We start from the raw sequence: 25,019 nt of genomic DNA on the forward strand, positions 1-25,019 counted from the left end.
AATAAAAATTATCAATTGATGGCTAGAATGTTAAACAGTTTGCCTTTGGCATTTAGAAGCTGATTTTCTGTTTCTAGCGCTTTCAACTTGTTTTCAATAAGTTTAGCTTCACGAGAGTTGATAAGAAATAAAGAGCTTTCTCCTATATCAAATTTTCGTTCTTCACCTTTTAAGAGTATGGTGTAATCTGCTACAATGTTATTGGTTATTTCAAGCTGATTCTCATAAGAATCAATTTCTTGTTCAATAGCTTTTAACTTATTATTTAATTCTAATTCAATAGCACTTTTTTCAAAGTTAATTGCATCTAACTTGTATTTTGTGAGCTTTAAATCAGCTCTTTCTTTTCTTAGAAAAATTGGAAATTTAACGGCAACTCCAGCTTTGTAATTATCTGTATTAAAAGAATTAATCGTTCCGGGAGTTTCGCTTAAAAAATTGTATTGTAAATCTATACTCGGAAGTAAATTGTTCTTTTGAAGTCTTTTTTCGATTTCAAGACCGCTAATTTTATATTCAAGAGATTGCAATTTCGGATGATTAACAATAGTGTTTTGGTCTTTTTCAAAAGACTGTATCTCTAAAATATTATCTACAATAATTGCTACCTCTGTTTCTGGTGTAACATTATTTTGAATTTCTGCAGGAACATCGTTAATCCATAAGAAATTTGAAAGTGCTAAAGCGGCCTTGGTATAATTTAAATTGGCTTTTTCGAGATTTAATTTTCTATTGTTGTATGCAATTTGAGCTTCAGTAATATCAATTGCAGGGTTTTCGCCAAGTTCATAACTGCGTTTTATTCCATTTAAACGCAATTCGGCATTGGTTAAGAACTCAGTGTATACTTCGAGTTCACCATGTGTTCTAACCCAATTAAAGTAGGCAATTGTAGCCTGAAAAAGCACGTCGTTAACCAGTAGCTGATTTTCTTTTTCTGCTTGTAATTGATATTGTTTGGCTTGTTTTATAGCTGCCATTCTCTCATTAATTAAGAAGCCTTTAGCTAGCGAAACGGATACCCCGACACTGTACAGTCCATCCGTTGGCAAAGTAGCCTCAGGGTTTAAATAAACTCCTGAATTATCTTCAAAGCTCCCTTTAAACTCAACACCATACCAAGTTGGAATTTTAAATACAGTGTTCAGTTTATCGTAATACTCTGTTCCTTCAAATTTTTTACGATCGTAATCAACTTCTATTTTTGGATCAAAAGCACCTCGCGATTTTAATAATTTTGCTTCACTCTCACTCAATAATAAATTAGCTTGTTTTACTATTGGATGGTATTTTTTTACATAGCCCAAATACTCCTCTAGAGTCAAGACTGTAGCATTTTGACTAAAAGAAATTTGCGTGGCAAAACAAATAAGAAGGCTTAAAAGAAGACGATTCATCATTATTTTTTGGCTGTTTCTGTTGTTGGTTTATAAAAGTTAGGAGGGAAACTGTTGATGTTTCGCCATAGTTCGTACCAAATAGGTACATCATTTAATAGAGCAATGGTTTTTGCACCAGAACCAACTCTAATCCCAGTTGGCCAAGGGTGGTCTTCTTCGTCTTGTGCAAGTAAAACACGATACATACCATTGTCACTAATAAAGTTTTCTATTGCCACAACCTTTCCTCCGAAGGTCCCATAAGAAATACTTTCCCAGCCACTAAATACAATTGCTGGCCAACCATCAAATTGCACACGTACTTTTTCTCCAATATGAATCAATGGCAAGTCTATTGGTTTTATATATGTTTCTACTGCTAAATCGTAGTTCGCAGGCATTATGGTTACAAGAGATTCTCCCTCTTTAAAGGTCTCGCCAACACCAGCTTTTAAAGCCTTATTTATAAATCCGTTTTGCGGTGCTGTAACATATTTTAACGTGTTTCTTTTTTCGTAATTAGAGTAGCTGTTTTCTAATTTAGAAACCTCTGCCTTTGTGTTAAATTGTGCAGATTTAGAGGTGTATAATTCACTTTCGGCTTTTGATATTTTATCGGTATATGTTGTATTGATTCTAGATAATTCTATTCTTGCATTTACAAGCTTGTTTTTACTTTCTAGAAGCTTGTTTTCTTGCGAAATAAACTTTGCCTCAGTAGCTTGAAGTTTTAAGCGGTTTTCCTCAACATCGCGTGTAGATTTTAACCCTTCTTCTTTTAAAGTTTTAATTCTATTGTAACGTGTTGTAGCAATTGTTTTATTGGTTTTGAGAACCTCTAAGTCTATACTATCACTTTTAACTTTAAGCTTTGCTTGTTCTAATTTATTTTTGGCTTGTTCAATCTTAAGACCTTGCTCTTTTTGAAGGGCATTTATCTGCTTTTCTTGTGCTAATATTTTACGCTCATACGCTTTTACTGATAAAGATTTAGCTTCAATTTGATTCCCAGTTCGTTCTACAAGCTTGTCATCAAAATAGTCACTTTTAATTTCTGAAATACGTAAGATTGTATCACCTTTTTTTACAAAATCACCTTCTTGTACATACCATTGCTCAATGCCACCAGGTATGGGTGATTGTATAGTTTGTGGGCGCTGACTAGGTTTTAAAGCAGTTACATAGCCTCTTCCAGAAATATTCTGAGTCCATGGTAAGAATAGTATGACCATAACTAAAACCAAGAATATCTTAGATATTTGATTGAATCGCTTGTAGTATTGCTTATTCGTAATTTTCTTACCTGATTTATATTCAGATAAAGAAATTTTTTTATTGATTGAGTTGTTCGATATGTTTAACATGCATCAGGAATTAAACGTTCAACTTTAACTTTATTCAAGTCGATTACTTCGTTTAAATAAGTTTTCCAATAATCATTAGAACCTACAACTAGTAATCCCCAAGGCTGATGAGGATTGCACAAATAATCAATAATTTGTTTTACTTCATCATTGTTAAATTGATCAAGGGCATTTTCTAAAATGATGATTTTTGGGTTTTTAAGTACCGCTCTTGCTAAAACAATTTTTTTGGCGATGGTAAACGATATTTGTTTTCCATCAGGAAATAACACAGTATCTAAACCTTTCGGTTGCTCTTTTAAGAATTCCGTTAAACCAACAATCTTGGTAAGTTCAATGATGCGTTCATCTGTTATGTTTGAATCGCCAAAAGTTAAATTTTCTCTTAGGGTACCTTCAAACGGATATTCTTCATTAAGCGATAATCCTAATTGTGCTCTATACTGATTTAAGTGAAGACCTTTAATAGATTGATTGTTGACAAACATGTTACCAGATGTAGGTGGCGTAACTCCTGTTAAAATTCGAATAAGGCTTGATTTTCCAGTACCTGACTCTCCCTTGATTAATACCCTACTTTGTGAGTTTACGTTTAGAGAAATTTTATTTAGTATTGGAGACTCCTTAGGTGGAACTTTAAAACTCACTTCATCAAGTTCGATTGAAATGCCATTTTCACATTTTGTTTGATTGCCATTTTGAGGCTCTAATGGTTTATCTACAACTTGCCCTAACTTTTCAATAGATGTAAGCATATCGTACAAAGTTTCTAAGCCAAGAATTAATTTTTCAACTGAAGTAATTACCAAAAGGATAATAATTTCGGTAGCTACAAACTGACCAATATTCATTTTTTGATTCAATACAAGTACCCCTCCAATGATTAATAATCCAGCTGTAATTAATGCCTTAAAACCAATCATTTTAATGTATTGAATTCTAATTACACTAAAGTGATTTTCTCTGGCATCTAGATATTTATCTACCAAGTCATCGTTTTTCTTTAAGGCGAGACTTGTTTTTCCTGAGAGTTTAAAACTTACAACAGATCTTGCTACTTCTTGAATCCAATGCGCAACTTTATATTTGATTTTAGATTCAACCAAACTCGTTTCTAATCCTTTTTTGGCGGTGTATTTAAAAACAAAATAAACAGCAAGCATTAGTACAATGCCAAAAACAATGAAAAGAGGGTGGTAAAACGAGAGCAGGATTAATGCAAAAATTACCTGTAAAATAGCTGAAGGCACATCTACCAGAACTTTAGATAGCCCCTTTTGTAACGTAAGCGTATCAAAAAATCGATTGGCCAATTCTGGTGGATACACGTTTTGTAAATATTCCATTTTTATTTTTGGAAATCGATAGCTCAATTCAAAAGAAGAACGAACAAATATGCGTTGTTGCAATGTTTCAATGATGCGTAATTGCATGAGTTGTAGAATACCCGTTAGTACCACTCCTAGAGTAACAAGAGAAACTAATACAATCCATGAGGTCGAAATTTGTCCACCTTGTATAAGATTAACTATTGCTTGAATACCTAGGGGTAAAGACAGGGCAACTAAACCAGAAAAAATGGCATAGTAAAATATTTGTAAAATGTCTTTTCGCTCAAGCGAAAGCATTTTTAAAAAGCGTTTCCACGGAGTAAGCTGTTGCGTGCTCATTATGCTTTAATATTTAAAGTTCTAAATACTAAATCTGTAATGTACTCTGTGGGACTTAATGATTCTTTACAATCTGTAATTGTTGGAAAATGATCTTTTAAGAAATGTTGATGTAATGTAGTTTCTATAACTGTACTGGCAAGACTAGCAGCAAACATATACTTGCCATTAACAGCAGTAATCATTTCTTTTAATCGAGTTACAAGACGCTTGTAAATTAAAAAATAGCCTTCTTGATTTTCTTTATCAACCTCTTTGGTTAGGAATGATTTAGAGTTTTCGTTGATGATAATCTTATTTAAAATTACTTCATTAATGTGCGTGTAATCAGAATCAGTTTTTGTGGCTTGGGTTGTTACTTTAATAGCCTTTTTTAGTTTTTCTATAGGATTTGTTATGCTATGTGTTTCTATAACCAGTCTGTATTCTAACCAAGCCCAATACCAACTTGATAGGTATACTAGTAGTTTATGTTTGTTATCAAAATATCTATATATAGAGCTCTCATTTGATCCAATTTTGGAACCAAGTTTTTTAAAGGTAAAAGCATCAAACCCAATTTCATCAATCAGTTCTATACTTTGCTTAACAATGCGTTTGCCTAAATCAGATGATTCAGGATCTTTTATAAAAATACTTTCTTGTACAGTAATCTTGAAGTTTGCTAGTAGTCTATCCATAGTATTTGCTTTTAATGGTTGCTAAAATAATAGTAATACTATTAACATCGCATAAAATATTTGCAAACATAATGTTAAAATTTTCAATAAATAAAATTTATCTTTTGAGAATCAATAGGTTATAGATGGTTGCTTTGTTGTGTAAAGCAGCTATTTTATACCTATAAGGTAAAGAATTAATACCCCTAATAAACCAAAAACACCCATTATTAGAGATTGAAGTGTATAGGTTTTATACAGTGTTTGTACCGATACATTGTGTAGCCTATTTAAAAGCCAAAAGAAACTTGCATTGGCATGAAATACACAAAAAGAACCACAGCCAATTAGGGCGGCCATTATTTCTGGAGAGTAGGGCATGACACTAGAAAACTCACCTAAAATAGAAGCAGTACCTATAAGAGATACGGTGATTGAGCCAGTTGCAGTAGTTAAAATTGCTGCAATTAAGAAGGGTAATAAGAACCCTACAAAGGGCATATCAGAAAAATATAAGCCCAAAGCTTCTTGCATTCCTGAAGCTTTTATAATCCCTCCAAAAGCACCTCCAGCCCCAGTAATCATAATTACTAAGGCAGATTTAATTATAGCAGATTCAACAAGTGAGTTTAATTTTGCTTTATCGTAGTTTCTAGCATAGTCTACAGCTGCAATAGCTGCTCCAATTAAGACAGCAATCATTGGAATACTTATAAATTCAAAAAACTTTCCCAAGGGTGTTTTTGATTTGAAAAATACGCCAATTCCCATTAAAACAATTGGGACTATTATTGGCGCTAAGTCAATTAATACAGATCTTTTTCTTTTAGATTGTTGTTGTTCTGCGGTTAATAATTGTTCCGTTGATTCAGGTTTATCATCAAATGGAAGACGGTATTTTTTGCAAAATAGTTTTGCCCATAACACACCACCTACAACTGCAAATACAGCCACAAAGGCATTGATTAATAGCAATCTGCCAATGTCTGCCTTTAATAAGGCTGCAACAGCCAAAGGTCCTGGAGTTGGCGGCATTAAGGTATGCGAAACAGTTAAGCCTGCTGCCAAGGATAACCCTACAACCAAAACAGGAGTTTTACTTCTTTTAGAAAGTGCTTCTATTATAGGGTGCAGTAGTATATAGGCAACATCAACAAAAACGGGAATTGAAACTAAGTACCCTGTAAAACCCATGGCCCAAGGCAATCTTTTTTGTCCTGTAAGCTTTAGTATTTTTTCAGAAATTCGAATACCTCCACCTGAAGCATTTAAAACTTCACCAATGAATGCGCCGAGAATTACTACTATAGCAATCCACTTAAGTGTATTGCTAAATCCATCTAATAAAACAGAAACAGTTTTTACACCATCAAAACCAACGGCAAAACCCAATGTAATTCCCGCTAAAAGCAATGCTATAAATGGATGTATTTTCCATTTAGAGATTGCTACTACCAGAAGTAGTAAAACAACAATTAAAATAAGGAGGTTTAAAATCATATTAAATTGGGCTATTCAATAATAGCTAGCATTTCTTTTTTTAATTGCTTTTTAATTGAATCAAAAGTAGGATTTTTGGCTAAATTGTTCCATTCGTTCGGATCTGTATGTTGATCATACAATTCTTCTTCGCCATTGCGATATAAGATATACCTGTATTGTTCAGTTCTATACGTGTAATTCTGCTGTCTTACATAGCTTTCATCTAAATCTTTAATAATTTCTATATGCCAAAGCGCCCCTTTGTTTTTACTTATACCCAATCCTTCAATGGGTTGATTTATTCCAGCTCCAAGAACTGTTAAGGCGCCATTAGGCCCCTCCCAAGAGCTTGTTTTAGGATTTTCTAGAAATGGTTGTAAACTGTGTCCTCCTAGTTGCGCTTTAGAATTAGTGCTTATCACTCCTTCTAAATCACATTTTTCCTGTAAAGTTGGAAACAAGTCAATAAGTGAAACAGGGTGTGAAATTTCTTTACCTAAACTATTTGATTTTGGATCTCTTATAATAAATGGAATTCTTGTACTTTTTTCCCAAGGTGAGTTTTTGTATAAATAATCTTTTTCACCCATTTGCCAACCGTGATCACTCACTAGAATAACTATGGTGTTGTCTTTAAATTTACTGTTGTCTAAAGCATCCATAACTTGTCCGACTTGCTCATCTACAAAGGCAACACATGCCAAATAAGCTTGTAAAAATTTTTGCAATCCTTCATCACCATTAGGATATGATTGCATTAACTTTCTATAATAAGCGATGCCCATTTCTGTATCTGGATATACTGAGTTGTAGAATGTGTCAATAACATCGCCATCTTTCATAATGGGTAATTCTATGTCTTTTAAAGGAAACATATCGAAATATTTCTGGGGAGCGTACAGCGGTGTATGCGGATTTACAAAACCTACACCCATAAAAAAAGGTTGTTTAGAATCTTGAGCTTCTAACTCATCTAATTTTTCAATAAACCACTCTGCATGCATTTCATCGGGTACTAAATCTCTAAGATCATCAGTTTCATATCTAAAAGGCTTTTTACCATAGGTCCAACCAGTTTCTACTTTGTTTCCTACACTATCTATGATATAGGGAGTATCAGCAAACGAAGCAAAAGAACCATCTACAACATTAATGCTCTTAAAAGGCTCTGGTACGGATGAGTGCCCCATAATTTTTTTGCCGTTAGAAGCATGTGGACCATAATTAATGCCTTCAGGCACTCCCCATTCTGTCCAATACTTTTTAACGTTTTTATGAAGTAGTTTACCTGTACCAAGAGTTGTATATCCATTTTCTTTAAATAACTCAATAAATGTTTTATGATCTTTAAGGACAGCTTGTTTGAAGTGAGGTGTCCACCCAAAATCTCTTGAATCGTGGGGGTAAATACCAGTAAATAAACTATTTCTAGATGGAGAGCAAACAGGTACATTGGTATGGGCATTTGTAAACACTGTGCCAGAAGCACCTAATTTATCAATGTTTGGTGTTTTCGCTTGAGGATGCCCACCAAATATGCCTTGATAATCATTTAAATCATCTAACATAATAAATAAGACATTTGGCTTTTGCTCTTCTTGAGCTATTGTGCTTGAATCAGCACAAGCAGCAAATAAAATACTAATAGCAATGTATTTAGAAATGGTTTTAATCATTGTAAATAGTTATTATGGAAATATAAATCTCTTTTATGCAAGATTCAAAATTTCTTTAAGTATTACGATTAGGTAGATTATCAAAATCAAACCACCTTTTACCATAAAAATTAGTGCTTGTGGTAACAGATGTAAAACAATGGTTAATGATTGCTTGATTAATTTTTGAGTTGCGAACTACTTTTGAACTACAATTATTGTAAACTATTTATATGAATGTAAGTCAATTTATAAGTGTTGATTGGGGTACCACGAACTTGCGGGTAAGATTGGTAAGCACTACAGAATTGAATGTTTTGAGTGAAGTGGTTTCCGATATGGGAATTAAAACAGTATTTTCAAAATGGCAAGAGACTCAAGCGGATCGCGTTAATTACTTTTTGAATGTATTGAAGCAAAAAATTAGTCAACTTAAAATTGTAGATAACAATGTGCCCATTGTAATATCTGGAATGGCATCTTCAAGTATTGGAGTTAAAGAGCTACCCTATGCTAAATTACCATTTGATTTAAAAGGAAAATCGTTACTCGTTGAAAAAGTTGAAAATCTTGTTCTCGAGAATAATGTGTTTTTAATCTCTGGCGTGTGTTCTGATTCGGATGTAATTAGAGGCGAAGAAGTTCAAGTAATTGGTTTGGAGGCTGGAAAAACTGAACAAGTTAAGACAACTTATATACTGCCTGGTACCCATTCTAAGCACATGAATTGTGATAATAGTTTTGTGACTGATTTTAAAACATTTATGACTGGTGAATTGTTCGATACTATTACCAAGCATACCATTTTGCAAAATTCAGTGACTATTGGTGAGTTTCATGAACCAAATAGAAAAGCCTTTATTAATGGTGTTAAAGCAAGTTTAAATTCGTCTGTTTTAAATACAATTTTTAGTGTGCGTGCAAATACCTTGTTTGATAGGTATGACCCTACAGAAAACTATTATTACCTTAGTGGTCTTTTGATAGGAGAAGAATTACAGCAGTTAAAAAATTACAAAGGAAAAATTTCCTTGATAGCGTCTGGTAAGTTGTTGCAATTGTATGTAACAGCTATTGAAGTAATGGGATTTGAGAATAGAACGGAAGTAGTGTCAGCTATTCAATCAGATAATGCAGTGGTTTTAGGGCAGTTTCAAATTCTTAAAAATATATTAGTATAGAGTAGTTATATGATTCATAAATTTGATAAAGAGAAATTTGAAAAAATGCCCGTAGTGGGCATTCTTAGAAATATACCCTTAGATGTGGTAAAACAGGTTGTTCCATTATATGAAAAAGCAGGTTTGACCACGATTGAAGTTACAATGAACTCTTCTGATGTAGAGAGTTCTATAGCATTTATTAAGCAAGAGCATCCTAATTTAAATATAGGTACCGGTACGGTTTGTACGATAGAAGATGTTAAGAAATCAGTAGAATATGGTGCAAGTTTTATAGTGACTCCAATTTTAGATGAAGAAGTAGTGAAGTTTTGCGTATCGCATGAAATTCCTGTTTTTCCAGGAGCGTTTACACCAACAGAGATTTATAAAGCCTATAGTTTAGGAGCAACTGCAGTAAAAGTTTTTCCAGCTACGCAATTAGGGGCACCATATATTAAAGATGTATTGGCCCCATTAAACAATGTGAAGATCATTCCTACGGGAGGAGTTTCTCTAGAGAACATTCATACATTTTTTGAAGTTGGAGTAGTTGGTGTAGGTATGGGTAGTTCATTATTTCATAAAGAATATATAGCTACAAATAATTTCGATGCACTTTATAACCACTTTAATGATGTGGTGAAAAAAGTGAAATCTTGTCTCGGGTAATATTTGGTAATTACGCGTTAATTATAGTCCAATTTTCTTTTTTATCATCTGTTACTTTTGAAACCTATACTTAATTTTAATAGTAATAAGATGAAATGTATTGTAGCTGTATTGGCACTTTTTTTTAGCGTAACTTTAAGTGCGCAGGAGGTTATTTTTAACCAAAATTTCGAAAAATTACCTGAAGGTAAACAATTATTGGAGCAGGGTAAAGACCGATTTTTTAGTTGGTATGATGACACTTCTTGGGAGGTTGTTTCAGGAGATGGAGCAGATGAAGGAAAGAAATTTGCTGTAAGTAGCACAAATCAACAAGTAAACATTGTACAGTATGCAGATTTAGTTGCAGGAGAGACATATGTGTTTAGTGTTGATGTTAAAATTGATAATCAAGGTGTAGCTTGGAAACGAAACTATTCTATCGGAATTTCTTCAGGGAAAAAAGGTGACAGTCACTCTTACAAAAACGAAAAAATTGAAATGCCCGTAGAAGGTAAATGGGAAAGCCACAGTTTTAAATTCAAGGTGAAAGAAGGCCGCGAAAAGATAAGCTTTCAAGTAGGTCGCTGGGCTGAAGGAGGTGTGTTGTGCGTAGATAATTTTAAAATAGTAAAAATGTAAAATTATTCTTTACAAAAGAATGAAGAGTATTTTTCAAACTTTAATATTATTATAATGTTAAAATATGATATATTAGCGGTAAAATATGAGATATAATATATAAATGTATATATTACATTTATCCCTTAACTTTTAACTACTTGATATGAGAAAAATATACTCACTTTTTATTTTATTACTAACCGTAACGTTTGCTCAAGCACAGTGGGCAGAATTTACTGGTGCTACAGACATTTCGTGGACCGAAGATACCAATTGGAATTTTGGTGCTCCAGCTGGTGTAACACCTCCTACTTCGATTGCTGAACCTAATTTAAATGTAAGTTTTGCTAATGGTCCAGTAGAGGTTAATTCGACTGTACCATACACTGCAAAACGTGTAAGAACAGCACCAGGTAAAACACAAGATTTTGTATTTACAGGATCTGATCTATTAACAATAGATGTAATGAATGCAACGCAAGGTAATGATGATAATACTAATACTAAAGCTATTTGGAATAGTAGTACTATCCCAACGGCTTTAACATTCAATTGTGATGTAACCATTGCAAATTCTGTGGCTCCTGATCCTCAGGGAGGCTTTTCGATTGTTTCGGCAACTACAGCTGGCAGTACTATAGATTTTGGAGCAGGAAATACTTTAACATTCGATAGTACAGGTAACACCAGTTTTTGGGGTGCAGGAGAAACTAATATTAATGGTACTATAGTTGGAGATGATAGTGTTCTGATTGGAAATAGTGCGAAGGTTAATTTTGGTAGCGCAACAAGTGATGTTAGTGGTTTTACAGGAACTCTCACAGTTGCAGTAGGTTCTGAACTTGTTTTGAAATCGAATGGAAGTTCGACTATAGTCAATACCAAACTTCAGGCCAATGGAACTGGAAGTATTATTACTTTAGATACTCCAAATGTTGTTGAAACTGCTGAAATAAGAGCCTCTACTAAACCTGCTCAAGCGGGTAGAGAACTTACTGTAAAAATTAATGCCAATCAAACATTGAATAATGCTATTAAAATGAAGGCACCTAATACGATTTTGCATTTAGAGATTGATCCAAGTGTTACTTGTGTACAGATGGGACCTAATAACATTAATGATACAAATTGGGAGCCAACTGCAACAGTAAATATTATAAATTACAGAGAAGGTGTTCTTAAGTTTGGAACTGACGCTACATCATTAAACAATGGAGCTTTGCTTTCAAGAATTACAATTAATGGTACTACACCCGGACCAGGTGATGGAGCTGCTTTAAGTTTAGATGTAAATGGTAATGTAGTAGGTGCAGAAAACTTAGCGTTATCTGTAAAAGATTACAATGCATTTGAGTTTGCGGTATATCCAAACCCAGCGAATGATGTAATTCAAGTTCAAACACAAGAAATAATTAACGCTGCAGAGGTATTTGATATGCTAGGTAAAAAAGTAGTGCATTCTCAAACTATTGAACAAATTAATATTTCAAATCTTACAAGCGGATTGTATATGTTAAAACTAACCGCTGATAATGGTGGTGTTGCCACAAAAAAAATTATCAAGAAATAACTTAATTTAGTTTTCCTAATTGCTATATGCACCCACAATTTATGTGGGTGCATTTTTTTTGATAAAAATTAGAATAGAAGAGTTAATTAGCAGTTGCTTATTAATTATATGTAGGTTAATTTTAGCTCCATTAATATTAAACTACTAGATATGAAGAAAATTTACACTTTTTTGATTTTAATATTTACTGTAACAACTGCTTTTTCGCAAACGTGGAGGTATATAAATGCTGCTGGTACAGACATTCTTTGGAGTAATTCTGCCAATTGGAGTGAAAACATATTGCCCGTAGCCGGTGATAGAGTTGGTGTTTGGAATCCCACAGAAAGTGTTGATCTTGATGTAGATTTGACAGTTGAAATTTTTCAAAACAACGGCACTAGACCAAATGACCTCGTTTTACTGAGTAATTTAGGTAATACATTGACAATTGATGTAAATAGTAGAACCAATTTTGGGGCAACTACATCAAATGGAATACGAAATTGGACATCTGCAGCAACGAATCTTAAAATAGATTGTTCCGTAATAGTTAATAATTCAATGTCTGAATCTGGAGCTAATTATGATGATTGGACTTCTTTTGAGATTGAAGATAATGTAGGTAATAGTATAGAATTTGGTTCGAATAGTAGCCTAGAATTGGCTGGTGCTGGTGGTACTGGATTGTTTGGAGATGGTATAGGAGAATTTTTTATGAATGGCGCTTTGTCAGGTACTCAAGTTCTTGGTATTGGGTTAAATACGAAAGCAACTTTTGGGAGTACTTTTGTAAATAATAGTTTTACTGGAGGTGTAACGGTTTATGCCGGTGCTGAGATAATTGTGAATACTCCTGATGGTGTAAAGTTTAGTAATAAAAAATTACAGGCTAACGGTACAGGTGCTACGGTTACTTTAAACAATGCCAATGTTATGGGCAAAGAAATTTCAATACAGGGGGCTAATGTATTAGATATAAACGTTAATGCCAATCAAAGTTTATCACATTTAACTTTTACAGGAACGGGAAATGGTACCTTAAATTTAAATATTGATTCAAGCGTTACAGAATTAAACTTTTGGAGAAATCACCTCAAAAATTGGGGTACAGGAACGTTAAACATAAACGGATATCAAGAGGGTGTAGTTAATTTTGGTCCTGATATTACCACTCCAGGTTTAACGGCACAACAATTATCTCAAATTACTATTAACGGTCAGGTTCCTAATGGAGGGAATCCGCTATCATTAGATGCAACTGGCCATTTGGTTGGTGCAAGTGATTTAATTTTGAGCACAGACAATTATAATACCTTTGAATTTTCAGTATATCCAAATCCAGCTAGTTCTAACATTTCTATTCAATCAATTGAGCCATTAAAAAACGCTCAAGTGTTTGATGTATTAGGTAGAAAAGTGTTGGAGACTTTTGAATTGGAAAATATTGATATATCCAACCTTAGAAGCGGTATGTATGTATTGCAATTAGAAGCTGAAAGCGGAGGTATAGCAACTAAAAAAATTGTAAAAAAATAGGTGTAAATAACAACAAATATTTTGGCTTCAATAATTTTTATTGGAGCCTTTTTATTTTACAAAATTTTAAAACCATTTATCTAAACATATTGCTTATCAAACTTCAGTTATAGTCGTTTAAACGAATATATTTAGCCATTCGTAATTGAATAAATACTTTTCAAAATAAGGTTTTTAAAATATTCAACTATGATTAGAGCTATTTATCTTTTTATTTTTTTAAGTTTTTCTATTTTATGTTATTCTCAAAACTGGAGAGCATTTAACGATTTAGGACCAGATAATAATTGGTCGACAATAAGCAACTGGGATACAGCAAACGGCGGGCCTAGTTTGCCCCTTTCAAATACTGACTTGAATATAGATATTTGGAACAATGTATCGAGTATTTTTGTAGATGTAGATTTTAATATGAAGACTTTTTCTAATAATCCTACAAGAATAGCTTCGGATGGTTCGATCGCAATAAATGGAAGTCAAACGTTAACAATTGATAATCAATCTAACTCATATCCAGCTGGAGATAATGCCCTGGGGCTATTTAATGAATCAAGTGAGGGAACTACACTCCAAATAAACTGTAATATAATAATTGAAAATTCCTTTACACCAAATCAATTTGTAGGTTGGACAACAATTAGAAATATAAATGGAGCAAGTAATAGTATCGTATTTGGTAACTCAAGTACGCTGACTTTAAGTGGTAACGGTAATACTTCAACTTGGTCGGATAACGAAGCTCAAAGTGTTATTTTTGAAGGAGTTTTACTTTCTCCAAATTCAGGTGTATCAAGAGATTTGCAGTTCGGAAAGAATAGTAAAAACAATATTTTTAATGCAACTGCAGATAATAGCATGTTTAAAGGTAATTTTCGATTTTTAGACAATTCGGAGGTCATTGTAAATACTTCAAATTTTGCGAATGCCGCCACGGGAAACACAAAGCTTTTTGCAAATGGAAACGGATTGATAGTTCTTAACATCGAGAATTGTTTGCAAAATGGTGTTGATATTAACGTAAATAAAAAGAAAACATTTACACTTGATATAAATGAAAGTCAAAATGAACTTGGACAAATACTTTTTACTGGAAATTCTCCGGAAGGTGTAATAGTTTTAAATATATCAGATTTAGATGATTTTAATACTATTGTATTTGAGGATAATAGCAGTACAGATTGGTTACAAGGTTCAATAAATATTGTAGGATTTAGAGAAGGTTTAATTAAATTCGGAAATGATGTGAATGGTTTGACCCAAGATCAATTGGATGTAATTGAAATAATCGATGGCCCATACATGGGAATGGATGTAGCTTTAGATTCTTTTGGTCAGTTACATCTAGCTTCAACACTTTCTGAACAAAATGTAAATACTTTCCGCTTCTCTATTTATCCAAATCCAGCGGACAATCAAATTTTTATTCAATCAGAAGAATTATTAAAGCAGGCTCAAATACTAGATTTATTAGGAAAAACTGTATTTACAACTAATAAGACAGCAAATATAGATCTTTCCAATTTAACTAGTGGAATGTATGTCTTGCAATTAGAAGCTGAAAGCGGAGGTTTAGCAACTAAAAAAATTGTAAAAAAATAAATATATTTTAAGTATTAATTGTTCAAACTCTTATGTGTTTCATAGGAGTTTTTGTTCTGTATACCTGTAGGTAATTCATGAAATGCAAGCGGTAATTTTTGATGTGATTTGTCTTTTTATGCGCATTACATTTGAGAATAACAGAATAGATTAACAAGAATAACTAACTACACTATGTACAAACATATTGTGCTTTGGAAACTTAAAGACCAAGGCAGTCAGGAAAAAAATCAATTGCTTGCGAAAGAAGTAAAAAGAAGATTAGATGAATTGCCGAAACATATTTCTGAAATAGTCGTTTATGAAACCGCTATTAATGTAGGAGATTACGGTGCTTCTTTTTTTGATATCAGTCTAATTTCAGTATTCGAAAATAAAGATACATTTTGGGCATATACAAAATACCCTTTGCACGATGAGGTGGTTGCATATATTCAGTCTGTTACTGTAGCAGAAGAGATTGTGGACTACCAAACTTCTTAGAAGATAAAAATTGCCAAAAGCTAGATAATAGCTATACGAAATAGATAAAAGAACCACGTTATTTTTGATTGTATTTAATCACAAATTTCGTTCAAATAAATAATAAAATGACTATTGAAAAAATAGAAACATTTGTATTAAAAGATACACTTTCTAAAAGCTTCTTTTTCTCTCAATGGGAATATTCTGAAAGGTGTATTTGCGTTGTTAAAGTAACTGCATCAGATGGTACCTATGGTTGGGGAGAAGGTTATGGTCCAGCAAGTGTATTAGCTGCTGGGGTAGAGTTATTAGAGCCAATTGTTACTGGTATGAATCCATTGGATACTGAGGTAATCTGGAATAAAATGTACAGAAAGACTCTTGATTATGCGAGACGAGGTGTATTGGTTGCTTCTATTAGTGCAATAGATATTGCCCTTTGGGATTTAAAAGGTAAAATATTAGGATTGCCTGTGTACCAATTATTAGGTGGCGCTCATAGAACAAAAATAAGGCCCTATGCAACGGGCTTATATTTCACAAGTCATAAAGATCCTTCTCGTGATTTTGATTTAGAATTGCAGCAATACCTATCTCAAGGATTTAAAGCCATCAAAATGAAGGTAGGATTGGGGATTCAAGAAGATTATAAGAATATTAAAAAAGTTCGTGATATTATTGGTAACGATGTGCAATTGATGATTGACTCGAATCATGCTTACTCTTTAAAAGAAGCTGCGCAATTGGCAAGAAAAATAGAGCAGTTCGATATTAGCTGGTTTGAAGAACCTGTATCTCCTGAATTTTATGAACAATACAATGAACTACGAAAGATAACGACCATTCCTATTGCCGGTGGAGAATGTGAATATTTGCGTTTTGGTTTTCACCAATTACTAAAAAACAAATCTGTAGATATTTTGCAACCAGATATTTGCTCTAGTGGAGGATTAACAGAAGCGAAGCGTATTGCTGCATTGGCTTCAACTTATGGAGTAGAGGTTGTGCCTCATACATGGGGTACAGCTATAGGTATTCACGTAGCTTTGCATTTTATTTCGAATCTAGAATTGATTCCTGGTCGAATGAAATCTCCTGATTTCTTAATCGAATACGATCAAACGGAGAATGCATTAAGAGAGCAACTAACCTATCCAGCAATTGAATTGAAAGACGGAATGTTAGAAATACCAAGAACTCCTGGCCTAGGATTAGATGTGAACGAAGAGATATTGCATAAGTATGCAATTCCTAAAGATAAAATTGAAAGTATTTTAGATTAATGAGAACCCCTATGAAGACACAACATTTTGGATACAAAAAATTATATATAGACGGTAAATTGGTTGATGCTGCTTCTGGTAAACGCATAGAAGTTGTTTGTCCAGCTACAGGTGAAGTTGTTGCCGAAGTTGCTCAAGCAGGTGAAGCTGACACGAAAAAGGCATTAGAATCAGCTAAAAAAGGCTATGAATATTGGTCGAAATTGCCCTTGGCTAATCGCACAGAGTGGATGGCTAAATTACGTGCAGCTGTGCTAGAAAGAGAGCACGAGTTACGTTCCGCAATTGTACATGAAATGGGTAAAACTTATGCTGGAGCTTATGAAGATATAGAAGCGGTAGTAAACGCATTAGAATGGTATCCAGCCGCAATGAAAAATTTGCGTGATGAGCAAATACCTGATTACGAAAACACCCATACTCATAGAATGATTCAGCAGCCAGCAGGTGTTGCTGTAGCCTATTTAGCTTGGAATTTCCCGTTGTTAAATGTGGGCTTTAAATTAGGTCCTGCGCTGGCAGCAGGATGCTCTTTAATTATAAAACCATCTTCTTTATCACCCCTATCGGCATATATTATTGGAGAAATATTGTACGATATTAATTTCCCTCCAGGAGTGGTAACTATTTTATCTGGTTCAAGCAAAGAAGTTGCAACACCAATGACTACTAGTACAATACCTTCTGTTATAACAATGATTGGTTCTACTGCTACAGGTAAACGTGTAATTGCAGATAGTACAACTTCTATCAAAAAACTGGGTATGGAGTTAGGTGGAAATGCCCCATTTATTGTTTTTGATGATGCAGACTTTGACAAAGCTTTAGATTTAGCTATCGGATTAAAGTTTGGAAATACCGGTCAGATTTGTGTAGCAGCCAATAGAATTTTTGTGCATAGTAGCATTTATAAGAAATTTTTAGAGGTCTATAAAAAAAGAGCAGCCGCTATAAAATTAGGTTTTAGTTTAGATGAAACTGTAGATATGGGGCCGCTTGTTACAAGAAGTGATAGAGATAGGATGTTTGAACTTATTGATGACGCAGTTGCTAAAGGTGCTATTTTAGAATACGGTGGTAAAGTTCCGGAAGGAAAAGAAAATGGCAATTGGTTGGAGCCAACCGTTATATCTGGTTTAACTACAGAAATGCGTTTGTTCAAAGAAGAAACCTTTGGTCCTATTGCTCCTATAATGTCTTTTGATACGGATGATGAAGTCTTAGAGTTAGCTAATAATACAGAATATGGTTTAGCATCGTATATATTTACAAATAACCATAAGAGAGTGCAGCGTTTTTCAGAGGAACTTCAGTTTGGAGAAGTCCAAGTAAACGGTGTAAAATATGCCATTTACTTACCGCATGGAGGTATAAAAAATAGTGGAATAGGTCATGATTGTTCTCACTTAGCATTGGACGATTATCTTGTAAAAAAGCGCATCTCTGTTGCAATTCAATAAACTTAACTTAAATAACTAATATTTTATGGAATTTGATTTTTTTCCTTTTCTATTAATCATCATTGCTAGTGTTTTTCAGGGGTCTTTTGGTCTTGGTATGAAATATATGGCACCTCTAAAATGGGAGTCTTGGTGGTTGATACACGTATCTATTGCTATGATTATTTTACCAATGGCATGGGCCTTTATTTCTGTGCCAAACCTTGCAGGTGTTTTAAGTCAAACTTTTTCGGATCCCACGTTGCAAAGTGTTGCATTCATGGCTATGTTCTTTGGTTTTTTATGGGGTATAGGAGGTATCTTGTTTGGTGTTAGTGTACCTTATATTGGTTTGTCTTTAACAATGGGAATTGTTATGGGGTTAGCTGGTTCTGTTGGAGCTTTAATTCCGTTATTGTTAATGGAAAACGCAACTTCATCACCTCAATTTCCATATGTAATTGCAGGTTTAGCTATAACCCTTGTTGGGGTGGCAATTACTGCAAAGGCAGGAATAGATAAAGATAGATTGACATCAGAAACATCAGGAGAGAAGTCGAATATTGTAAAAGGAATATCAATTGCCGTGGCTTGTGGTGTATTATCAGCTTTATTAAACGTTGGATTTGTCAATGCGGCTCCAATAGCAACACTGGCGGAAGAAATGGGTGCAATAGATAGAAATGCGAGTTTAGCTGCTTGGGTAGTAGTACTTATAGGAGCATTCATAATGAACGCGGGTTATGCAATTTTCTTACTATTTAAAAATAAATCTTGGAGCTCTTTCAAAGTGCCTAATGCAGGCAAGGCTTATAAGTGGGCAATTTTAGCAAGTATATTTTGGTTTGGAGCTCTAGGTATTTATGGTCAGGGTGCAGCACTCATTGGTCCTATTGGTGGAGTTATTGGATGGCCAATGCTGTTAGGACTTTCTTTAATTATAAGTAATTTTTGGGCATACCGAGCAGGAGAATGGAATGGAGCTAAAAAACCATTTAATCTTTTATTAGCAGGACTTTTAGTCTTAATTATTTCAAGTGTAATATTAGGTTACTCTAATAGCGTGGTGTAGACCGCGTTTACTAAATGAAAAATAAAGCGTTATTATTAATTTAATGACGCTTTTTGTTTTTCACACGTAATTTTTTACAAGTATATTTTAGAATACTTGCTTTTGTACTCACTTGCAGAGTAGTTTTTTAAATTTTTAAAGATTCTATTAAATGTAGAAAAAGAATTAAACCCTGTATCAAAGCAAATTTCAGAAATAGATTTTTCGCCGTTTATTAACATTTGACAAGCCTTATTTACACGGTATTCTCTAATAAATTGAAAAGCCGTTTTACCAGTTCGACTTTTAAAATACCTGCAGAAAGAATTGGTAGTCATATAGGCTACTTCAGCTAAGTCTTCTAAAGAGATGTCTTTCGTGTAGTTTTCACTAATATAATCTATTACATTCTGAATTCTGTTTTCTCCTTTGGAAGTACTTTTCAGTGAAAAATTCTCACTAGAAAGATACGTTACCTCTTCTTCTAAAGCTAGTATATGAAGTACCTTAAAAAGGTAAATCATTCTTTCAGCTTCTTTAGATTCTACCATCGCAATAATGAGGTCTTTTACTTGAGCAATCGTTTTTTTGGAAAATAAAATACCTCTATTTGCCTTATCAAGTAATTGTTGGATTTTTGAAAATTCAGGAAGTGAAAATAAAGGTAGTCCATTTAGTGTTGTGTTAAATTTAAGAACAATGTAGTCTACATCAGTAGATTCTTCTTTTTCTTCATTCTTGAATAAGTGTGGAACACCACTACCAATAAAAACTAAATTGCTTTCATTAAATGGGTCCATACTATCACCAACAATACGAACACCACTTCCCTTTAAAATGAATATCAATTCATATTCATCATGGTAGTGCCAGTTTACTCCAAAATATGGAAACTTCTTACGTTCAATATAAAAAGACTCCGTTTCTGAGTTTGTTGTTGCTTTGTATTTTAGTTCCAATTGTAGTAGTTAAATTATAAGGGCTCAATATACTATTTTATCTTCAAATTTTAAAAACAGTAGTAATTTGTGAATATGAGTGGTAGGTGCATATCCATAATTGCCTATTCAATTGATTTATTTACTTCAGTTTTAGATAGTTGTTCAAGGTAAAATATGAGTATTAAGGGGTATTTAGTGAGTGGTCTTTTGAGATATTTGAGTGTTCGAATGAATTGGTTTAGTAGGTGAAAACGTCAAATGAACATGCTTATTAAACACAGAGATTTAATTTAAGCGCTATTTTTTTAGAATGCGAATGCTCTAAATGTTGTTGGAATTATGATAGAATTTAACACGCAAGTTACTGAATAATAAAATGATAATTGTATATTTGATTACTGATTAATTAACCTCAAATAACTATGAAAAGAATAATATTATCCGTTTTGGCCATTATTTTAATGGCCAATCATGCGAATGCGCAAGTAGGTATTAATAATACCGATCCACAATCAAGTTTAGATGTTACAGCAAGTAACAGCGCTACTCCCGCAAATACAGATGGAATTTTAATTCCTAGAATAGATGCTTTACCTTCTACAAATCCAGGGGCTGACCAACACAGCTTGCTAGTATTTCTTACAACAGCAGATGGATTAGATTTACCAGGTTTTTATTATTGGGATAATACCCAAACAGACTGGGTTACTATTAGTGTGCCCCTAAGAATTAACGATTTGGTGGATGGTAAATCTGATTACGATGGTTCAGATAATGGCTCTTCCATATTTTTAGGGTTAAATGCAGGAGCAAATGACAACGGTACGCACAATCAAAATATTGGTATTGGTTACAATAGTTTAAATGCGTTAACCACAAACGTTGGTAATGTAGGAGTAGGCTATAACACATTATCAGTAAATACAGCAAATAACAATACTGCTGTTGGTAATACTACAATGCAGGCAACTACCACAGGTCAAAATAATACAGCAATTGGTCAAGGAGCTTTAAGATCAAATACCACTGGAGGTTCTAATGTGGCACTTGGTGCAGTAGCACTTAGAGATAATGTTGGCGGTGCTAATAACTTGGCAATTGGTAGATCTTCTTTATTAAACAATATTTCCGGAAATAATAATGTGGCTGTTGGTAATTATACTTTGTTAAATAATACAGCTACTGGAAATACTGCAATAGGAGGGTCTGCTTTAAATGCAAACACCTCAGGAGAAAATCTCGTTGCAGTAGGTGCAAGTGCTTTAGGATACAATACAATTGGAGATAATAATGTGGGTATTGGAGAAGGTACGTTGCAGCGTAATACAACAGGAAATGCAAATCTTGCTATCGGAACTCGAGCTCTGCAAAATATGGATGGCAGTGATGAAAATACGGCAGTTGGAAACAATGCAGCTATTAATGCAACTGGTGCCAGAAACTCATTTTATGGCCATCAGGCGGGTTATGACTCAACAGGTGATCAAAACACATTTATTGGTTTATCTGCAGGCTATAACAGTACAGGAGATAATAATGTTTATTTGGGACATAATGCGGGGTTCTTTAATACAACAGGAACAGGAAATGTATTTATAGGCTATTTAGCTGGAGAAAATACCGGAACAGATAGCAACCAACTTAGAATTGAAAATTCACAAGATAACACATCTCTAATTTATGGTGAATTTGCGGCAGGGGCCAATGGTTTAGTTGGTATTAATTGGGATCCAGCATCAGATGGCACGCCGCCAGATGAACTTGCTGTAAATGGTGATGCCTCAAAAAGTAATGGAGGAGGTAATTGGAACAATCATAGCGACAGAAGGTTAAAAAGAGATATCACAACCTTATCTACTTGTAAAGCTTTAGATTTAGTCTCTCAATTAAGAGGGGTAACCTATTATTGGAATGATACACAGACAGGACTCAAAAGAGATACACATTTGCAATATGGATTTGTTGCGCAAGAATTGAAAGAGATTTTTCCTGATCATGTATCTACCGACTCAAAAGGTTTTTATCAAACAGCCTATGGTAATTATGACGCACTTTTTGTACAAGCCATTAAAGAATTAAAGCAACAACTCGCAGAAAAAACAAAAGAGAACGAGCAGTTACAAGCACGTCTTGAATTAATAGAAGCAAAACTAGGTTTGAAACCCGAAACTGAAAAAGTAGTGCTGTTAGAAGATTGATAGTCTTCATTATAAGAAAATAAAAAGCATCCAAATGGGTGCTTTTTTTTAATATAAATTGTATAATTGTATTTTAAACATTTAATTACCTAACTCCAAAGAAATATGAAGATTAATTTACTGACAATTTTGGCTGTAATATTTATGGTCAATGTTACCTTTTCACAAGTAGGTGTCAACAATACAGATCCTCACGCAAGCTTAGATATTACTGCTAGCAATAGTGCAACACCCTTAAATACGGATGGTATTTTAATTCCGAGAATAGACGCCTTTCCAGCTACCGACCCTGGATTAGACCAACATGGTATGTTGGTGTTTCTTACAACTACTGATGGACTAGACCTACCAGGGTTTTATTACTGGGATAATGGGTTAACTAATTGGATTACCATTGGTGTGCCTTTGCGAATTAACGATTTGGTAGACGGTAAATCTGATTACGATGGCTCTCATGATGGTTCTTCTATTTTTTTGGGAATTAATGCGGGAGTAAATGACGATAGTTCTAACAACCAAAATGTAGGAGTTGGATTTAATAGTTTAAATTCAATCACAACAGGATCTGCGAATGTTGCAGTGGGTAATAATACATTATCTGCTTTATCAACAAATGGATACAATACAGCTGTTGGTGTAAACGCATTATTGAATTCTACTGCTGGTTTTCTTGTAGGAATTGGTAATAATGCATTAAGAGAAAACACTACAGGTGCTCAAAATACTTCAGTTGGTACCAATGCATTAAGAGAAAATCAAACAGGTTCAGGTAATACAGCTTTGGGAGCGTCGGCTTTAAGAAATAGCATTGGCGAAAATAATACAGCAGTTGGTAGATCTGCATTAACTGGAGCTGGAGGTGTTACCGGTGATAATAATTCAGCTGTTGGAGCCTTTGCATTAAATGCAAATGATTCCGGAAATAATAATACAGCAATAGGATTTTCTGCACTTACGGCCAATGATGCAGGAGGTGCTAATACAGCTATTGGAAACAATGCTCTGGGCGCAAATACATCAGGTAACGGTAATGTTGCTGTAGGAAGAGGTAGTTTAACTTCTAATACAACTGGGATCTTAAATGTTGCTGTTGGTAACTATGCTCTTGAAAATAATAATACAAACGATAATAGTGTAGCATTGGGATCTTATTCGTTGCGTCATAATATTGCTAATGGAAATGTGGCTGTAGGAAATTATGCATTAAATAACAATACGATAGGAGAGCAAAATCTGGCTGTTGGTAATAGTGCGCTAGCAGAGAATATTTCGGGTGAAAATAACACAGCAATTGGTTGGCAAGCATTGCAATTATCTCAAGAAGGAGACCGGATCACAGCAGTAGGTGTTGGAGCATTGCGTAATTTAAATGTAGTTGGAGAGGTGGCTTCAACGGCTATTGGTAACAATGCAGGATATGAATTGCTATCTGGTACGAGAAATGTTTTATTGGGGCATCAAAGTGGTTATTGGTTAAACGGTGATGAAAATGTCTTTCTAGGAAATTCTACTGGATTTAACGGAACTACAAATACACGAAATGTCTTTATAGGTCATAATACAGCTTTTGATTCAGAAGGAACTGGAAATGTATATATAGGTTACGCTAATGCTGACCAAATTACAGGAGATCATAATGTATTTATAGGGCATCGCGCTGGCTCAAGCACTGCTCGTGCCTTAAATGATAAATTATGGATTGAAAATTCAAATTCAAATATACCGCTAATTTATGGTGAGTTTGGAACCATAGCCACGAATAAAGTTGCAATTAATTGGGATACAACTGGTGCTGCTCCGACGAATACATTTTCTGTAAATGGGGATGCTTCTAAAACAACAGCAGGAGATTGGTTAGCTAATAGTGACAGAAGATTAAAAAAGGATATTGAGACGATACCATCAAATGAGGCATTAAGTTTAATTACTCAATTAAGAGGAGTTACTTATAAATGGAATGATAATCAAACAGGAATAAAAAGACCTGACAATGTGCAGTATGGGTTTATTGCCCAAGAAATTAAAGAGGTATTTCCAGAAAGAGTTAGTACGGACAATGCAGGTTATTATCAAACAGCTTATGGTAGTTATGACGCTTTATATGTTCAGGCTTTTAAAGAATTAAAGCAACAGTTAGAGGATAAAGAGGCTAAAATTCAAGATTTAGAAAAGCAATTAAAAAATTACCAACAGCTTTCGGCTCGCTTGTCTTTAATAGAATCTAAATTAGATTTAAAAACCGATTCGGAAAAAATAGTTGTCGTAAAAGATCAGTAGTAAAATAAAGAAGTTGGTAATAATATTCATATAG

At 33.9% G+C, this 25,019-nt stretch carries 19 protein-coding genes; 12 read left to right on the forward strand and 7 right to left on the reverse strand.

Annotation, left to right across the window (positions count from 1 at the left end; genetic code table 11):
- Positions 1–11 precede the first annotated feature (11 nt).
- From ACYQ5R_RS07795 to ACYQ5R_RS07820, 6 genes are all read right to left on the reverse strand, one after another.
- On the reverse strand, positions 12–1,397 hold the full coding sequence (locus tag ACYQ5R_RS07795) for a TolC family protein (protein WP_460190356.1): 1,386 nt from the start codon (positions 1,395–1,397) through the stop codon (positions 12–14).
- A 2-nt stretch (positions 1,398–1,399) separates the two neighbouring features.
- A complete protein-coding gene (locus ACYQ5R_RS07800) occupies positions 1,400–2,743 on the reverse strand; it encodes an HlyD family secretion protein (RefSeq protein ID WP_460190357.1) in 1,344 nt (447 codons plus the stop codon).
- Complete coding sequence (locus ACYQ5R_RS07805) at positions 2,737–4,413, reverse strand: peptidase domain-containing ABC transporter (protein ID WP_460190358.1); 1,677 nt, start codon at positions 4,411–4,413, stop codon at positions 2,737–2,739. Before ACYQ5R_RS07805 ends, ACYQ5R_RS07800 begins: the two co-directional genes overlap by 7 nt.
- Complete coding sequence (locus tag ACYQ5R_RS07810; RefSeq protein ID WP_460190359.1) at positions 4,413–5,093, reverse strand: TetR/AcrR family transcriptional regulator; 681 nt, start codon at positions 5,091–5,093, stop codon at positions 4,413–4,415. The genes ACYQ5R_RS07805 and ACYQ5R_RS07810 overlap by 1 nt, the downstream gene beginning before the upstream one ends.
- Before the next feature lie 150 nt (positions 5,094–5,243).
- A complete protein-coding gene (locus ACYQ5R_RS07815) occupies positions 5,244–6,572 on the reverse strand; it encodes a GntP family permease (RefSeq protein ID WP_460190360.1) in 1,329 nt (442 codons plus the stop codon).
- 11 nt (positions 6,573–6,583) lie between these two features.
- Positions 6,584–8,230, reverse strand: a complete 1,647-nt coding sequence (locus tag ACYQ5R_RS07820; RefSeq protein ID WP_460190361.1) for a sulfatase — start codon at positions 8,228–8,230, stop codon at positions 6,584–6,586.
- A 212-nt stretch (positions 8,231–8,442) separates the two neighbouring features.
- Here ACYQ5R_RS07820 and ACYQ5R_RS07825 point away from each other — a divergent pair, with 212 nt between their 5' ends.
- From ACYQ5R_RS07825 to ACYQ5R_RS07870, 10 genes are all read left to right on the forward strand, one after another.
- A complete protein-coding gene (locus ACYQ5R_RS07825) occupies positions 8,443–9,390 on the forward strand; it encodes a 2-dehydro-3-deoxygalactonokinase (RefSeq protein ID WP_460190362.1) in 948 nt (315 codons plus the stop codon).
- Between the two features lie 9 nt (positions 9,391–9,399).
- Positions 9,400–10,041, forward strand: a complete 642-nt coding sequence (locus ACYQ5R_RS07830; protein WP_460190363.1) for a bifunctional 4-hydroxy-2-oxoglutarate aldolase/2-dehydro-3-deoxy-phosphogluconate aldolase — start codon at positions 9,400–9,402, stop codon at positions 10,039–10,041.
- A gap of 90 nt (positions 10,042–10,131) precedes the next feature.
- Positions 10,132–10,662, forward strand: a complete 531-nt coding sequence (locus ACYQ5R_RS07835; RefSeq protein WP_460190364.1) for a carbohydrate binding domain-containing protein — start codon at positions 10,132–10,134, stop codon at positions 10,660–10,662.
- A 145-nt stretch (positions 10,663–10,807) separates the two neighbouring features.
- On the forward strand, positions 10,808–12,214 hold the full coding sequence (locus tag ACYQ5R_RS07840) for a T9SS type A sorting domain-containing protein (protein ID WP_460190365.1): 1,407 nt from the start codon (positions 10,808–10,810) through the stop codon (positions 12,212–12,214).
- A gap of 150 nt (positions 12,215–12,364) precedes the next feature.
- Entirely contained in the window at positions 12,365–13,732 is a 1,368-nt protein-coding gene (locus ACYQ5R_RS07845; protein WP_460190366.1) for a T9SS type A sorting domain-containing protein, read from the forward strand.
- A gap of 189 nt (positions 13,733–13,921) precedes the next feature.
- The gene (locus ACYQ5R_RS07850; RefSeq protein WP_460190367.1) at positions 13,922–15,331 is read left to right on the forward strand and encodes a T9SS type A sorting domain-containing protein; all 1,410 of its coding nucleotides are present in this window, start codon (positions 13,922–13,924) and stop codon (positions 15,329–15,331) included.
- Positions 15,332–15,505: 174 nt separating this feature from the next.
- Positions 15,506–15,814: a Dabb family protein gene (locus ACYQ5R_RS07855; protein WP_460190368.1), complete on the forward strand. Its 309-nt coding sequence runs from the start codon at positions 15,506–15,508 to the stop codon at positions 15,812–15,814.
- A gap of 107 nt (positions 15,815–15,921) precedes the next feature.
- Positions 15,922–17,079, forward strand: a complete 1,158-nt coding sequence (locus ACYQ5R_RS07860) for a mandelate racemase/muconate lactonizing enzyme family protein (protein ID WP_460190369.1) — start codon at positions 15,922–15,924, stop codon at positions 17,077–17,079.
- 11 nt (positions 17,080–17,090) lie between these two features.
- Positions 17,091–18,539 carry an NAD-dependent succinate-semialdehyde dehydrogenase gene (locus tag ACYQ5R_RS07865; RefSeq protein WP_460190370.1) on the forward strand — a complete coding sequence of 483 codons (1,449 nt, stop codon included), beginning with the start codon at positions 17,091–17,093 and terminating at the stop codon, positions 18,537–18,539.
- A 25-nt stretch (positions 18,540–18,564) separates the two neighbouring features.
- Positions 18,565–19,590, forward strand: a complete 1,026-nt coding sequence (locus ACYQ5R_RS07870; RefSeq protein WP_460190371.1) for an L-rhamnose/proton symporter RhaT — start codon at positions 18,565–18,567, stop codon at positions 19,588–19,590.
- Between the two features lie 74 nt (positions 19,591–19,664).
- On the opposite strand, the gene ACYQ5R_RS07875 is transcribed toward ACYQ5R_RS07870, so the two are convergent.
- Positions 19,665–20,528, reverse strand: coding sequence for an AraC family transcriptional regulator (locus tag ACYQ5R_RS07875; protein ID WP_460190372.1), 864 nt, complete (start codon positions 20,526–20,528; stop codon positions 19,665–19,667).
- 404 nt (positions 20,529–20,932) lie between these two features.
- Here ACYQ5R_RS07875 and ACYQ5R_RS07880 point away from each other — a divergent pair, with 404 nt between their 5' ends.
- Together ACYQ5R_RS07880 and ACYQ5R_RS07885 are read left to right on the forward strand one after the other, a co-directional pair.
- Positions 20,933–22,708, forward strand: a complete 1,776-nt coding sequence (locus tag ACYQ5R_RS07880; protein ID WP_460190373.1) for a tail fiber domain-containing protein — start codon at positions 20,933–20,935, stop codon at positions 22,706–22,708.
- Positions 22,709–22,813: 105 nt separating this feature from the next.
- A complete protein-coding gene (locus tag ACYQ5R_RS07885) occupies positions 22,814–24,985 on the forward strand; it encodes a tail fiber domain-containing protein (RefSeq protein ID WP_460190374.1) in 2,172 nt (723 codons plus the stop codon).
- The last annotated feature ends 34 nt before the right edge of the window (positions 24,986–25,019 follow it).

This window comes from Urechidicola sp. KH5 (assembly GCF_054661455.1).

Bases quoted from the DNA above. Each gene is read 5' to 3' on its own strand.
- ACYQ5R_RS07795 (WP_460190356.1), bottom strand. From the start codon at position 1,397: ATGAATCGTCTTCTTTTAAGCCTTCTTATTTGTTTTGCCACGCAAATT.
- ACYQ5R_RS07800 (WP_460190357.1), bottom strand. From the start codon at position 2,743: ATGTTAAACATATCGAACAACTCAATCAATAAAAAAATTTCTTTATCT.
- ACYQ5R_RS07805 (WP_460190358.1), bottom strand. From the start codon at position 4,413: ATGAGCACGCAACAGCTTACTCCGTGGAAACGCTTTTTAAAAATGCTT.
- ACYQ5R_RS07810 (WP_460190359.1), bottom strand. From the start codon at position 5,093: ATGGATAGACTACTAGCAAACTTCAAGATTACTGTACAAGAAAGTATT.
- ACYQ5R_RS07815 (WP_460190360.1), bottom strand. From the start codon at position 6,572: ATGATTTTAAACCTCCTTATTTTAATTGTTGTTTTACTACTTCTGGTA.
- ACYQ5R_RS07820 (WP_460190361.1), bottom strand. From the start codon at position 8,230: ATGATTAAAACCATTTCTAAATACATTGCTATTAGTATTTTATTTGCT.
- ACYQ5R_RS07825 (WP_460190362.1), top strand. From the start codon at position 8,443: ATGAATGTAAGTCAATTTATAAGTGTTGATTGGGGTACCACGAACTTG.
- ACYQ5R_RS07830 (WP_460190363.1), top strand. From the start codon at position 9,400: ATGATTCATAAATTTGATAAAGAGAAATTTGAAAAAATGCCCGTAGTG.
- ACYQ5R_RS07835 (WP_460190364.1), top strand. From the start codon at position 10,132: ATGAAATGTATTGTAGCTGTATTGGCACTTTTTTTTAGCGTAACTTTA.
- ACYQ5R_RS07840 (WP_460190365.1), top strand. From the start codon at position 10,808: ATGAGAAAAATATACTCACTTTTTATTTTATTACTAACCGTAACGTTT.
- ACYQ5R_RS07845 (WP_460190366.1), top strand. From the start codon at position 12,365: ATGAAGAAAATTTACACTTTTTTGATTTTAATATTTACTGTAACAACT.
- ACYQ5R_RS07850 (WP_460190367.1), top strand. From the start codon at position 13,922: ATGATTAGAGCTATTTATCTTTTTATTTTTTTAAGTTTTTCTATTTTA.
- ACYQ5R_RS07855 (WP_460190368.1), top strand. From the start codon at position 15,506: ATGTACAAACATATTGTGCTTTGGAAACTTAAAGACCAAGGCAGTCAG.
- ACYQ5R_RS07860 (WP_460190369.1), top strand. From the start codon at position 15,922: ATGACTATTGAAAAAATAGAAACATTTGTATTAAAAGATACACTTTCT.
- ACYQ5R_RS07865 (WP_460190370.1), top strand. From the start codon at position 17,091: ATGAAGACACAACATTTTGGATACAAAAAATTATATATAGACGGTAAA.
- ACYQ5R_RS07870 (WP_460190371.1), top strand. From the start codon at position 18,565: ATGGAATTTGATTTTTTTCCTTTTCTATTAATCATCATTGCTAGTGTT.
- ACYQ5R_RS07880 (WP_460190373.1), top strand. From the start codon at position 20,933: ATGAAAAGAATAATATTATCCGTTTTGGCCATTATTTTAATGGCCAAT.
- ACYQ5R_RS07885 (WP_460190374.1), top strand. From the start codon at position 22,814: ATGAAGATTAATTTACTGACAATTTTGGCTGTAATATTTATGGTCAAT.